Source organism: Planktomarina temperata RCA23 (genome assembly GCF_000738435.1).
GTDB lineage: Bacteria > Pseudomonadota > Alphaproteobacteria > Rhodobacterales > Rhodobacteraceae > Planktomarina > Planktomarina temperata.
Genome location: NZ_CP003984.1, coordinates 66,757 through 79,636, shown reverse-complemented (window position 1 = coordinate 79,636; position 12,880 = coordinate 66,757). Strand labels below are relative to the sequence as shown.

Annotated in this window: 11 protein-coding genes, 1 tRNA gene and 1 pseudogene; 4 read left to right on the top strand and 9 right to left on the bottom strand. The window is 53.7% G+C overall.

Annotation, left to right across the window (positions count from 1 at the left end):
- The first annotated feature begins 84 nt into the window (after positions 1–84).
- From RCA23_RS00365 to RCA23_RS00355, 4 genes and pseudogenes are all read left to right on the top strand, one after another.
- Positions 85–160, top strand: a tRNA-Lys gene (locus RCA23_RS00365).
- A gap of 395 nt (positions 161–555) precedes the next feature.
- Positions 556–1,692: pseudogene (locus tag RCA23_RS16685) on the top strand (chloride channel protein); the annotation flags it as partial.
- A gap of 300 nt (positions 1,693–1,992) precedes the next feature.
- Positions 1,993–2,187, top strand: a complete 195-nt coding sequence (locus RCA23_RS16680; RefSeq protein ID WP_268870341.1) for a CBS domain-containing protein — start codon at positions 1,993–1,995, stop codon at positions 2,185–2,187.
- 81 nt (positions 2,188–2,268) lie between these two features.
- Positions 2,269–3,435 carry an agmatine deiminase family protein gene (locus RCA23_RS00355; protein WP_236631376.1) on the top strand — a complete coding sequence of 389 codons (1,167 nt, stop codon included), beginning with the start codon at positions 2,269–2,271 and terminating at the stop codon, positions 3,433–3,435.
- Positions 3,436–3,486: 51 nt separating this feature from the next.
- On the opposite strand, the gene RCA23_RS00350 is transcribed toward RCA23_RS00355, so the two are convergent.
- The 9 genes from RCA23_RS00350 to RCA23_RS00310 form a co-directional block, all read right to left on the bottom strand.
- Entirely contained in the window at positions 3,487–4,032 is a 546-nt protein-coding gene (locus RCA23_RS00350) for an SEL1-like repeat protein (RefSeq protein WP_169701287.1), read from the bottom strand.
- A 185-nt stretch (positions 4,033–4,217) separates the two neighbouring features.
- Positions 4,218–6,665: an FAD-dependent oxidoreductase gene (locus RCA23_RS00345; RefSeq protein WP_044048503.1), complete on the bottom strand. Its 2,448-nt coding sequence runs from the start codon at positions 6,663–6,665 to the stop codon at positions 4,218–4,220.
- A 42-nt stretch (positions 6,666–6,707) separates the two neighbouring features.
- Positions 6,708–7,163 carry a pyridoxamine 5'-phosphate oxidase family protein gene (locus RCA23_RS00340; protein WP_044048501.1) on the bottom strand — a complete coding sequence of 152 codons (456 nt, stop codon included), beginning with the start codon at positions 7,161–7,163 and terminating at the stop codon, positions 6,708–6,710.
- 4 nt (positions 7,164–7,167) lie between these two features.
- Positions 7,168–8,034 (bottom strand): homocysteine S-methyltransferase family protein, encoded by an 867-nt coding sequence (locus RCA23_RS00335; protein WP_044048498.1) that lies wholly within the window; start codon positions 8,032–8,034, stop codon positions 7,168–7,170.
- 15 nt (positions 8,035–8,049) lie between these two features.
- Positions 8,050–10,497, bottom strand: a complete 2,448-nt coding sequence (locus RCA23_RS00330) for a GcvT family protein (protein WP_044048495.1) — start codon at positions 10,495–10,497, stop codon at positions 8,050–8,052.
- 11 nt (positions 10,498–10,508) lie between these two features.
- Positions 10,509–11,135, bottom strand: coding sequence for a LysE family translocator (locus RCA23_RS00325; protein ID WP_044048493.1), 627 nt, complete (start codon positions 11,133–11,135; stop codon positions 10,509–10,511).
- Between the two features lie 13 nt (positions 11,136–11,148).
- Complete coding sequence (locus tag RCA23_RS00320; RefSeq protein ID WP_044048490.1) at positions 11,149–11,766, bottom strand: LysE family translocator; 618 nt, start codon at positions 11,764–11,766, stop codon at positions 11,149–11,151.
- Positions 11,766–12,335 (bottom strand): helix-turn-helix domain-containing protein, encoded by a 570-nt coding sequence (locus tag RCA23_RS00315; RefSeq protein WP_044048488.1) that lies wholly within the window; start codon positions 12,333–12,335, stop codon positions 11,766–11,768. The genes RCA23_RS00320 and RCA23_RS00315 overlap by 1 nt, the downstream gene beginning before the upstream one ends.
- A gap of 85 nt (positions 12,336–12,420) precedes the next feature.
- A complete protein-coding gene (locus RCA23_RS00310) occupies positions 12,421–12,876 on the bottom strand; it encodes a GAF domain-containing protein (protein WP_044048486.1) in 456 nt (151 codons plus the stop codon).
- Positions 12,877–12,880 lie beyond the last annotated feature (4 nt).

The window sequence follows — 12,880 nt, the reverse complement described above, 5'->3', positions numbered from 1 at the left end:
TATCGGTGTAATTAAGAGGAATCCAGCAATAGATCAGAAAAGCCCTTGACCCCGCCCTCTACCCTTTCTAGACACCGCCGCAGTGGGCCCTTAGCTCAGCCGGTAGAGCAACTGACTTTTAATCAGTAGGTCGATGGTTCGAACCCATCAGGGCTCACCACTCATACAAAGGCTTAGGCTTAGCGGCCTAAGCCTTTTGTCTTTCTCAGAGAGACAAAGCGACATGGAACGATCTGCCGCCAAGGCTAGAGGCCCTATGTCACTCAATTCGTGCTGCTGTTTTGGGGGCTTGAACACCCAAGATTGGGGTGTTGCTTGGGGGCCATGCAATTTCGCGCATCGCCATGGGTTTACCAGATCTGATGGTGCTGCAAATTTCTCACGGCCGGCGCTTGTGCAATCAGACCAGCCGGCGGCAAAAATAAGTTGAAATTTCAGATTGGTCCGTTCATTAGTTTGAAAAGGGGGTGTGAAATCAAACATTTTGAGCTGAAATTACCACCAAAATCCATCGTAAATGTTTACGCAGGCTCAGGCGTTGGAGCTGCTATTGGTGTGATAGTATCTGTAATAGTGGGTGGATTTGTCTACCTTGTACACTTCGCTCAAAATATAGATTTGTTTGTGGATGCGCGTTTTATACAACTGGGCATATTCACTTTAGATATCAAGATATGCGTTTTTATAATATTGGCAGCATTATCAATTTTATTTTTGAGAAAGATCTTCGGTATCTCAAAGTGGAATGGACCGGCAGACTCTATTTATGCCGCTCATCAAACCACCAATGAATTGGATATAAAGACAGGTATAGCATCGACGATAGCCGCATTGGTTTCGGCCGCTGGATATGCCTCGGTTGGTCAATATGGCCCTTTGGTTCATTTTGGTGCCACGGCTGGCACGGCCGCAAAAAAGCTACTCAACCTAAGGATTGGGACGGATGTGGTCATAGGTTGCGGTGTCGCTGCGGCGATTTCTTCTGGTTTTGCCGCTCCGATTGCGGGTGTAATTTTCGCGCATGAGGCAATTTTAAGACATTATTCGCCAAGTGCGATGGCTCCGATCGCGACAAGTGCGATTGTGGCGGCTGCGATGGAGAGTTATTTTTTTAATATACCGCATCCGCTCGAAATAGTGGAAGTCGGTCCGAGCTTGGTAAGTGCATTTTTACCCGTTGCCATCGCTGGGGTCGTCTTTGGATTGGTGGCGATCATTTTCATGCACAGCTTGCGGTATTTTGCCAGCTTGAATGCTCGATTAAATTGACCTGTTTATCAGACTATTTTTATCGCCGTGCTGGCGGTGATTACGGTTAGCCTTTTCATACCTGAGGCCCTGGGACTTGGCACCGAGGTCTTGGCCTCGATATTAAATACCCAGGGAAGTTTGGTTTTTGTATTAACCCTGTTGCTGGTCAAAATCTTAATAACGAGCCTGTGTCTTGGCTTTGGTTTCTTCGGCGGCGTGTTTTTGCCCTCGCTCTTAATTGGTGCAGCAATCGGCGCCGTATTGGCCAAATGTTTCGCCCTTATCGGTTTGCCGGGTTTGGGCATGGCTTTGGCTTTAGCGGGTATGGCGTCTGTTGCGGCCTGCGTCGTTGGCGCGCCATTGGCGACGATATTTATCGTTTTAGAACTCACGCTTTCCTATGAGTTCACGCTCATTACATTGCTTGCGGTGATCGTGAGCCAAGTTATTTCTTCCAATTTATTCGGAAATTCATTTTTTGATCGCCAGCTTTTGGATAGGGGAATTGATCTAAGATTTGGCCGTGGCAAGTTTAGCTTATCTCAAGCGCGCGTGATTGAGCGCGCTCATAATGATTTTGTATCCACGCCTTCAAATTCGACGGTTGCCACCGTGTTAAAACACCTCAGCCAAGCAGGGAAAACCGAGGCATATTGCCTGTCTCAAGAGGGTAACTTGGAAGGTAAGTTGTCGATTATTCACCTGATCAAGGCTGATAAAGATCAGGCGGTGCGGGAGATCATGGACCGCAGGCCATTGCGTTTAAAATCAGATCAAAACATGCTCGAAGCCATAGAAGTGGCGTCAGGTTTTGTTGGCGAAACGATCCCGGTGATTGAGGAACCGAGTAGAAAAATGATCGGTGTTGTGAGTGAATCCGATTTATTTTCTGCATATTTGGAAATCCAAGAGCAAGTTCAGGATGTCGAAAAGTAGGACATGAGTTGACCGCAAGGAATGTGCGTAAGGATCCTTGCGATTCTTACGCCATACCTGGGCGGGTATCGCCTCTTGAAAATGGACAGTAAATCTCATAAAATCATTTCAAATCAACGCGGCATGGCGCTTCCGGTGCCCCTTGACCGCCAGCAAACCAACGGAGCCGCCATGCGTCGCCGCCGCTTCCTTGCTCAGTCCTTGGCCGTATGCGCCGCCCCAGCTCTGCCTGCACATACGGAGGTGGCGGGGGTGCCGCCTGGGTTCATCGTGCCGGCCGAAGACACCCCACACGATGCCACCGTGATGATGTGGCCAGCCAGTCGTCAGATCTATCCTAACCGGGCCTTTCGCAGTTTGCTGCAGCGCTGCATCACAGAAATCGCCAATAGCATTGCCCTCTTCGAACCCGTGATTCTCTGCGCGGACGCAGCGCTGCACAGCACGATCCGTCCGCGTTTGAGCGCCGGCGTCACACTCTGGGATATCCCAACCGAAGATCTCCGGGCCCGCGACGCTGGCCCTCTGATTGCCCGCAACACAGCCGGTGAGCGCGTGCTCAGCCACATTCAATTCAATGGCTGGGGCCGCAAACAGTACCATCGCTATGACAAAGAAGTGGCGCAGGCTACGGCGCAAGCACTGGGCTTTGCAGTCCATGACAGCGGCCTTGTCGGTGAGGCCGGCGGCGTAGAGCAGGATGGCGACGGCACGTTGATCGCCCATGAAAGCAGCTGGGTCATCGACAATCGCAATCCAGGTCTCAGTCCTGATCAAATCGCATCCCGCTTGAAAGCGGCCTTTGGGGCAGAGCGTTTGATATGGTCAAAAGGCGTTAAGGGGCAAGATATCACTGATTATCATATCGACAGTCTGGCACGGTTCACCGGTCCGAGCCGGGTATTGCTCAATCTACCGCCCACTCCCGATCCCAATGATCCGTTCCATAGGGAGGCTCAGGAAACATATGACACGCTGGTCAGTGCCGGCCTTGCAGTTGATGTGATTCCAGAGCTCAGCCATCACCGCAAACGTCTTAAGCTTGATTTTGTAGCCTCCTATGTCAATTTTTATGTCTGCAACGGTGCGGTGATTGCCCCACAATTTGGCGATGCCACGACCGACCGCATTGCCCAGCTGGCCTTGCAACGCCATTATCCCAACCGCGAAATTGTCACGCTCAATACAGATCCTTTGGGGGAAATTGGCGGAGGCATCCATTGCGCCACCCAGCAGATCCCAAGTTGACAAAACCGACGGCGCCACGGCCCGCATGTGGAGGGTGACTTGACCACCACCTCAACCGCCACAATTGCGATATCGACTGCTAAGGCATTCCTGCACTAAGATTTGCGCAGTCAAAATTTCGTAGGGCTCAAGATCACCTGCCAGAGAATCTCGCCAAAATGCGGCGGCTTTATTTCCGTTTGAAAAGGCAATGCTGTACCACATATGCGCCTGCACCCTGCTTTGCGCCACGCCCTTTCCAAATTCGAACAAGAGTCCCAAGCGGCTTTGCGCACCGCGGTGCCCATTGGTGGCGGCCAATCGGTACCAACTATGGGCCTTGCTATAGTCGAATAATACGCTGTCTTGGTCCTCGTACATTTTGGCCAGATTGTATTGCGCCTCAACGTCCCCTTGAGACGCAGCCCTATGAAACCCCGCAAGTGCCTTTGCAGGGTCTTGCAAGCCGCTGTGACCATGTTGATACACCCCGGCAAGCTTGGTCTTTGCGACTGCAGCACCCATGGTTTCACCGTGCCGATTGTCCTGGGCATAGGCGCGCGGCGCGCAGGACAATAAAAGGCAGATCACCGCTGAAATTCGGTTAAAATGTTGCATGGCATCCATTAAAATTAATATTACTCAATGGCTTATGTTTTGGGCCAATCGAGGTGCAGGGGAATTTGTCAACCCGATATTAACTTGATGGCGAAATGCGATCAACGAAACTCAATGGAAATGAGCCGGAAAAGTTACTTTATGGTTAATGTGGAAAGGCGCCCGAAGGCGCCTTCCTAGATGCCCTAAGCTTTGGCGCGCGCGCCTGTCGGATCGTAAAGCGGCTTGAGCGACGCTTCCGCCACAACCCGCGTTCCAGCGACGTCGATTTCATAGGAGGAAGCCAGAACCTCTGCCGCGCTCTCACCCGCGCAGGGCACATATCCCAAGCCAATCGCGCCACCAAGATGATGGCCATAATTGCCAGACGATAGGTAACCGACAATCTCACCATCCCGCAGGACCGGTTCATTGTGGTACAAAAGCGGCTCTGGATCGGTCAGTTTGAACTGTACCATGCGCGCATCAAGCCCCGCGTCCTTCTTGCGCAACACCGCATCGCGGCCGATGAACTCAGCTTTATCTGTCTTCACCGCAAAGCCCAATCCCGCCTCCAGAACATGGTCCTCGCAGGTGATGTCATGGCCAAAATGTCGGAAACCTTTTTCGATACGGCAGCTGTCCATCATATGCATGCCGCAGAGTTTAGCCTCCATCTGTTGTCCCGCCTGCCAGATCGTTTCAAAGGCATGGCCCGCCATATCGGCGCTGACGTAAACCTCCCAGCCCAGCTCGCCCACATAGGTGACCCGATGCGCCCGCGCCAGCCCCATGCCCAGCTCAATCTCTTGCGCCGTCCCAAAGGGATTGTGGGCATTGCTGAAATCATTGGGAGAAACCCGCTCTAAAAGTTTGCGGGCATTTGGCCCCATAACGGCCAAGACAGCTTCCCCTGCGGTGACATCCGTTATCACAACATTGAACGCCCCTTTGTGGCGCATCATCCAGGTTTGATCCGCCAGACGGGTCGCGGCAGGGGTGACCACCAGATAACAAGTTTCAGACAACCGGGTAACGGTGACGTCAGCCTCGATCCCAGCCCGGTCATTTAGAAATTGCGTGTAGACGATCTTACCCAAGGGCACATCATATTGACCGCCACCGATGTAGTTCATGAACGCACAGGCATCCGGCCCTTCCACCCGAATTTTGCCGAAAGAGGACATATCATAAAGCCCAAGGTTGCTGCGCACCGCCTTGTGTTCTGCAGCCACATTGTCAAAGAAAGTTTGCCGCTTCCAGCTATAGGCATAGCTTGGATCTTGTCCGGGATTGGCAAACCAATTGGCCCTCTCCCACCCGGCCAATTCGCCAAAGACCGCGCCATTTTCCTTGAGATGATGATGAAACGGCGTGCGCCGCACACCACGGGCTGTCTTTTTTTGCAGATAGGGGAAGTGATCGGCGTAAAGCAGGCCAAGCGTTTCCTTTGAGCGTTCAAACAAATAATGTTTGTTTCCCTGAAACGGTTGCATCCGGCCAATGTCTACATCCCCAAGATCAAAAGGTTTTTGACCATCTTCCATCCATTGCGCCAGAGCCTGCCCCGCGCCACCCGCAGATTGAATGCCAACAGAGTTGAACCCGGCCGCCACCCAAACATTGTCCATCTCCGGCGCCAATCCGAGGTGATAGGCATCATCGGGGGTAAAGCTCTCTGGTCCGTTGAAAAACGTATGGATCCCCGCCGAACCCAACATCGGCATGCGAGAGACAGCCTTTTCCAAAATGGGCTCAAAATGGTCGAAATCCTCCGGCAATTGATCAAATTCAAAATCAGCCGGAATGCCCTCCATGGCCCAAGGCTTTGAAACCGGCTCAAAAGCCCCAAGGAGCATTTTGCCCGCATCCTCTTTATAATACGCACATTCATCGGGCACGCGCAGCACCGGCATTTGGCTCAGCCCCTCAATCGCCTCACTGACGATATAAAAATGCTCGCAGGCCTGGAGCGGAACATTAATGCCCAGCATCCGCCCAACCTCATGGCCCCACATGCCACCACAGTTGATCACATTCTCGCATGCGATGGAGCCGCTTTCGCCCTGCCCATTCTGCCACTGCACCGCTGTGATCCGGCGACCCGCGCGTGTTACACCCATGGCTTTGGTTTGCTCAAACACCTGCGCACCCATCTGACGCGCGCCCTTGGCCAGAGCCAGCGCGATATTGGCCGGATCGCCTTGGCCATCCAGAGGCAACCAAACTCCACCGGTCACCCCATCAATATTGAGATGCTCGTATTTTGCTTTAACCTCCGCGGGGGTGATTTCTTCGACATCCACCCCAAAGGCCCGTGCCATAGCCGCTTGACGATAAATTTCCTCCCGGCGCTCTTCGGTCAAAGCCACAGTAATCGAACCGCAGCGTTTGAACCCAGTGGCAACGCCGGTTTCCGCTTCCAAATTGCCATAAAGTTCTTGGCTGTATTTCGCCAATTTCGTCATATTGGCCGTCGCCCGAAGTTGCGCAATCAAGCCCGCTGCGTGCCATGTGGTGCCTGAGGTCAATTGTTTGCGTTCTAGCAATACAACGTCACTCCAGCCCAATTTTGCCAAATGATACGCCAATGAGCAGCCAATAACCCCGCCGCCAATAATGACCGCACGCGCTTTTGTAGGAACCTCAGCCATTTCCATCTCCTATGGAATTTAAATTGATGTGCAAGATGATCCCTAGGGATACATCTTCGCGTATTTTTCTTTGTAAAGAGCAATCATTTCCGCCTCCGTCACCCCATCATCATAGGGCGGGGTGGAGAGCGGTTTGACCTCGCTCACTTTGATCACAACAATGGCCCGTATGCGCGCGGATAGGTCTGCCCAGAGCGCGTCCCACTTGGGAAAGATCTCCTCAAAATCCGCACTGCCACGGCGCAATATTTGCGTGACCCCGCGCATCCGCCAGCCCTTGCGGCGAAAACTATCAACAAAATTGACCTCCACCTCGGGGCTGTGACCAATGTTGCTGATGGTGCCGGGCGAGCGAATTTCGGCAAAAGCAATCTTGCGCTCATCCAAAACCACAAAGGTTCCTTTCGGTGACACAGAGGGCCGCCCTCCCGATGTCACAGAGGCCACAAACCCCAATCGCACCTGTTCAATACAGGCCACTGCGGCAGCATTAAGCATCGAATTAATCTCCCAGTTCCTGTGCCAAAAGAGCGATATGTGCCGGTCCCACCTCACAGCAACCGCCAATAATTTCCGCCCCGATTTTGGCCCACTCCTGGGCAAAGGCGAGATATTCCGCCGGACCCAAATCTGTTCGAGATTTCAGCAGATCCACCGTCGCATGGATCGAATTAAACTCCTCATGAATGCCTGTGAATCCATTGGCATAGGCGCCCAGGGTAAACCCGTGGCCGGTCAAGATCGGCAAGCCCTGCGAGACCGCTTCAGGCAAGGAGCAATTGATCAACACCGCGGCTGGGTTAAACGCCCTGAGCATCGCAATCGCATCAGCCAAAGGCTCCCCTGACCGCAGCTTGGTGCCATCGCTGTCATCCACAGAGAGGGAGACATAGATCGGTTTGCCCGTCACCCCGGCGCCCATCAAGCCCCCGCGCGCTTGATCTACCGAGGCCATGGTTTCCAGAAGATGGAAATCTACATAATCCGCATGAAGTCGCGCAATGTCTGCATAGATTTCGGCAGCCTGCTCGGCCGGTGGTGCCTTGTCTGGTTGATAGGAGAAGCCAATCGGACCCAATGAACCGGCAACCTGCCCGGATCCATGGGCATCCCGAGCGGCCACAGCCATTTCGCAGGCCAAGACCGTCATCGGGCGGAGTTTATCGGCCAAGCCTTTGCTCTCCAGCCGGTCTGGCAGAACCGAATAGGTATTGGTGGTGGCAATCTGCGCACCGGCAGAAAAATATTCGTCATGCACAGCACGCACCATTTCCGGGCTGTCGAGCAAGGCCTGCATTGACCACAAATCCGTGGCCTTTCCGGCACGTTTGACCAATTCTTGGCCCATACCACCATCGAGAATTATCATCACATTCGCTCCTTATCAGCTGCGCAAGCGCTCATTTTTTGGATCCCAAAGCGGTTGATCATCCTGCACCACGGCCTTGCAGCGTTGCCCAAAAATTTCAACTTCAACCTCTGTTCCTGGCATGGCCAAATCGGGGCGCAACATGGCCAAGGCGATGGACTTACCAACACGGTACCCAAAGTCACCCGAGGTGGTTTCCCCCACCACCACACCATCATGCCAAATCGTTGACATATAGGGCGCATCATAGGCACCCGCCTCCACAATCAGGCTGGCAAAAGCCTTTTTGCGACCCTGTTGTTTTTCGTTCTGCAAGGCGGCTTTGCCAGGGAAATCTTGGGGCTTGTCCAATTTAACAAACCTCTCAAGCCCCGCTTCCAAAAGACTGTAATCGGTGGACAGATCGCCTTTCCACGCGCGGTATCCTTTTTCGATCCGCAGGCTATTGAGTGCATACATGCCAAAGGGTTTGGCCCCAGCTGCAATGACTGCATCATACAATGCTGGCATATTGGCATTTTTTGCATGAATTTCCCAGCCAAGCTCACCGGCAAAAGACACCCGCAGAAGCGCGCACTCTTGCCCGGCCACCTGTGCCGTTTGATGGGTCAACCACCCCAAAGACAGATCCGCATCCGTCCCCATTTGGATCATAACATCGCGGGCTTTGGGACCCGTGACAATCAAAGTTGAAAAGTCTTTCGTATGGTCCACCAGCTCCACACCACCAGGCAGATCCGAATTGAGGACATCGTAATCATGCCATTGCGCACTGGCGGCTGTGATCAATGTGAAATGCTCCTCCGCATGGCGCACAACCGACATCTCCGTCAAAATTCGGCCCCGATTATCTGCAAAATAGGCCAGATTCATGCGGCCAATCTTCGGCAATCCGCCGGTAATTTTACCGCGCAAGAATTCTGCAGCGCCGTCGCCTGTCAGATTAAAACGGCTGAAGCCGGGCAAATCCAAGACACCGCAATGATCGCGCACGGCCTCGGCCTCTTCGCGGATCCGCTGGGCCCATGGGCCCTGTCTTTCCCAAGTCTGAGTGGCCTCATGGGAGGTGTCATCTCCGGGCTGAGCAAACCAATTGGCGCGTTCCCAACCATTATAAGCCCCCATCATGCCGCCCGCGGCAATCACCTTGTCATGCACCGGCGAGAGTTTTTTGTCCCGCCCGGCGGGCCATTCGTGATGCGGGAAATGCATGGCATATTCGTGACCATAAACTTCCATGGCTTTGCGGTCACAATAGTCTTGATCCGTGTAATCCGTATAGCGGCGCGAATCGACCGCCCACATGTCCCATTCTGTTTCCCCTTCCGTGATCCATTCCGCCAAGACCTTGCCGGCTCCACCCCCTTGGGTGATGCCAAATGTGAAGACGCAACCTTCATAGGCGTTCTTCACACCTGGCATGGGACCGATCAGCGGAAGCCCGTCAGGCGCATAGGGGATAGGGCCGTTGATCACCCGGCCCACGCCTTGAGATCCCAAAATCGGAACCCGCGCCATGGCGTCTTCAATATACCACTCCAAACGCTCGAGATCGTCAGGATAGAGCTGGAAGCTGAAATCCTCAGGCATAGGATCTTCGGGCGTCACCCAATGGGCTTTGCAATTGCGCTCATAGGGGCCAAGGTTCAACCCGTGTTTATCCTGCCGCAGGTAATAGGAGGAATCCACATCCCGTAAGAGCGGCACTTTGCGCCCATTGGCCTCTGTCCATTCCTTCAATTCAGGAATTTCTTCGGTCAGAAAATATTGATGACTCATCACCGTCATAGGCACAGTACGACCACCATAGGGTTTGAACCATTCCCCTACGCGTTGAGCATAATAACCGGCGCAATTGACCACTTTCTCGCAGCGGATATCGCCTTTGTCTGTGTGGACAATCCATTCATCTCCCACCTGCGTGACCCCTGTCGCCGGGCAAAACCGCTGAACACTGGCACCCATATCCCGGGCACCTTTGGCTAGGGCTTGGGTGAGCTGGGCTGGGTCAATATCCCCGTCATCGGGATCCCAAAGCCCGCCAGCCAGATCATGCGTTTCCAAGAAGGGATAGGCATCTTTCATATCTGACACGGACATCATCTCAATGCCCAAGCCCTGATAGCGGCCCATCGTGCGCGCACGCTCAAACTCCAGCATCCGGTTTTTGTCATGAGCCAGGCGAATAGAGCCCGTCACATGATAATTCATCGGATAATCCACCTCCTCAGCCAAACCGGCATAGAGGCCCAGCGAATAGCGCTGCATATTCATAATCGCCCAGCTGGTTGAGAAGGACGGGCAATTGCCCGCCGCATGCCAGGTTGAACCGGCGGTCAGCTCATTTTTCTCGAGCAAGACACAATCGGTCCACCCGGCTTTGGCCAAATGATACAGGGTCGACACGCCAACAACGCCGCCTCCGATAATGACAACCCTTGCCGTGGTTGGAAAATCACTCATTTTGGTCTCCCTCAGTCGATGATCAAACGGGCCGCCAGCCCGCCGAGTAAAATTGCAGATATTTTGTTCAAAACGCCAGCGCGCGCACCCAGCGCAGCTGCGAAATAGCCGGACCCTGCACCAAGGCAGAGCGTGAACAACGCCCCGTTCACCAGAAATATTGTACCAAGGATCAAGATTTGCACCCATATCGGGCCAATGGCGGGGTCGGTGAATTGCGGAATAAAGGCAAAGATAAAAAGTGCGGTTTTCGGATTCGATACATTGATGAAAAACCCACGCCGCGCCGCCTGCCAAACACCGCGGCCGCTGCGCGGGCGGGCCAGGGTGCTGCTGCTGCGCCAAGCCTGCACGGCCATCCAAGCCAAATAAGCCGCACCGCAGAGTCGGATGGCATCATAGGCCGCCGGATGCGCCAATAACAAAGCCGACAGCCCAGCGGCCGCCGCCAAAATATGCACCACAATACCAAGGTTCACACCCAGTGCCGCTGCCACGCCCATGCGCGGACCGCCCGACAGACCACTGGACGTAATAAACAGGAAATCTGCCCCGGGTGTGAGGTTTAAGATCAAACCAGCGATCACAAACCCGGTGATCAGAGCAGGCTCAAATCCCCAAAGGATTTCCCAGATCATCGCAACGTCTCCCTCATGCCGTGCTCCGCATGGAGCTGCCACCAAGCAAAAGCCCATAGACGATAAAGCAAAGCGCCAGCCCGCGCCGCAAAGAGACATTGAAGACTTTGGCCATGGCCGATTTGCCGAAAGCGGCACCCAAAGCCGTATAGCCCGTATAGGACAGTGCAGTCAGACCCAAAGCTGTGGGCATAATCACCGCCATTTGATCCCAAATGGGCACATCAGGCTGAACAAATTGACTGAACGCAGCCAAATATCCTGCCACCGACTTTGCATTGATCGTCGCAATCGCCAAAGCACGCCCATAGATGGAGCCGGCCGCTGGATTGAGCTTGGGCGGAGTGGCTGCCATGATCCAACCGCGCATGCCCAGAAAGATCAAAACCGCCGCACCGATCAGCTTGGCCGCAAAAAATGCTGTGGGTGATGCCAAGAGCAATGCGGTGATGCCATAGGCCGATAAGATCAGGAAAGCAGTCGCTTGCGTTAAAATCGCCAACACAGCCCAAAGACCCCGGCGCAGGCCAAAGCTCATGCCATTGCTGATGCAATTGACGGCATTGGGACCGGGTGTTGTCACGAAAACCACCCAAAATCCCGCAAATATGATCCAGCCCTGAAATGTCATCAATACACCGGCGGCGCGATTACCCAGATCACCTGGCAGGGCTTGTCTGTGGGGTTTTCCCAGCGGAAAAATTCGCCCTTGATCCGAAAACTGTCACCGGGCGCCAAAAGATAATCTGCATCGCCGATCCAAAGCTTCAATTGCCCAGAAAGAATATATCCCACCTCCTGGGTGGGGCGGGAAACCGCAGGATTTAGCTTTGCACCCGGTTCAAATGTGGAATGGAGCATCTCGAAGTCATCTGTCAGATCGGGAGACAGCAGTTCTTCGACCAAACCGGCTTCGCGGCTTCCAATTGGGCGTCTGCTGTTTTTGCGCACGACATAGCCAGCCTCATCGGCCGGCGCGGGACCAGACCCAAACAGAGATGAAATCGACACATCCAAGGCCCGGGCCAAGTCGCGCAAATCATTAATCCCAGGCTCGGACATATCCCGCTCAACCTGGCTCAACCATCCCACCGAACGCCCAAGGGTTTGCGCCAACTCAGCAAGGGTCAATCCCCGCGCCTTACGCAGCGCCCGAATGTCGGCTCCAAGGGTGTTTAGATCTGTCTGACCGTGCAGCATTGCGTGAAATTTTCCAGCATTTTTTCATTCTCAAATTTATGGTTGGCAGAAGCCATGAAAAAAAGCAATAAATTTTCACGGGTGTTTACATGCTAAAAACCGAAGCCAGAATGGCCTCCAAAGCCTTTGCATCCTCGTGGGTAAATGCATCAGGTTGATCGCTGTCGATATCGAGCACAGCCATCACATCACCGGCGCTGTTGAACACGGGCAAAACCAACTCAGATCGAGTCGAGCTGGCGCAAGCAATATGGCCCTCAAAGGCCTCTACATCCGGCACCAATTGCGTGGCTTTCAAGCGCGCCGCTGCCCCACAAACTCCGCGTGAGAACGGGATTTGCAGACAACCATGCCCACCTTGATAGGGGCCAATCTTGAGCATTTCCGGTCCGGTTACACGATAAAACCCCGTCCAATCGAAGCGATCATCGCTGTGATGCAGCTCACAGACCACACTGGCCATAAGGGCAATCACATCGTCCTCGCCAGCACAAAGGCTTGCGATGGTTTTGCTCAAGTCTTCATAATTTACCCGTGCCATATCC

Excerpts from the sequence above, each read along its gene's own strand:
- RCA23_RS16680 (WP_268870341.1), top strand. The coding sequence starts at position 1,993 with ATGGACCGCAGGCCATTGCGTTTAAAATCAGATCAAAACATGCTCGAA.
- RCA23_RS00355 (WP_236631376.1), top strand. The coding sequence starts at position 2,269 with ATGGACAGTAAATCTCATAAAATCATTTCAAATCAACGCGGCATGGCG.
- RCA23_RS00350 (WP_169701287.1), bottom strand. The coding sequence starts at position 4,032 with ATGCAACATTTTAACCGAATTTCAGCGGTGATCTGCCTTTTATTGTCC.
- RCA23_RS00345 (WP_044048503.1), bottom strand. The coding sequence starts at position 6,665 with ATGGCTGAGGTTCCTACAAAAGCGCGTGCGGTCATTATTGGCGGCGGG.
- RCA23_RS00340 (WP_044048501.1), bottom strand. The coding sequence starts at position 7,163 with ATGCTTAATGCTGCCGCAGTGGCCTGTATTGAACAGGTGCGATTGGGG.
- RCA23_RS00335 (WP_044048498.1), bottom strand. The coding sequence starts at position 8,034 with ATGATAATTCTCGATGGTGGTATGGGCCAAGAATTGGTCAAACGTGCC.
- RCA23_RS00330 (WP_044048495.1), bottom strand. The coding sequence starts at position 10,497 with ATGAGTGATTTTCCAACCACGGCAAGGGTTGTCATTATCGGAGGCGGC.
- RCA23_RS00325 (WP_044048493.1), bottom strand. The coding sequence starts at position 11,135 with ATGATCTGGGAAATCCTTTGGGGATTTGAGCCTGCTCTGATCACCGGG.
- RCA23_RS00320 (WP_044048490.1), bottom strand. The coding sequence starts at position 11,766 with ATGACATTTCAGGGCTGGATCATATTTGCGGGATTTTGGGTGGTTTTC.
- RCA23_RS00315 (WP_044048488.1), bottom strand. The coding sequence starts at position 12,335 with ATGCTGCACGGTCAGACAGATCTAAACACCCTTGGAGCCGACATTCGG.
- RCA23_RS00310 (WP_044048486.1), bottom strand. The coding sequence starts at position 12,876 with ATGGCACGGGTAAATTATGAAGACTTGAGCAAAACCATCGCAAGCCTT.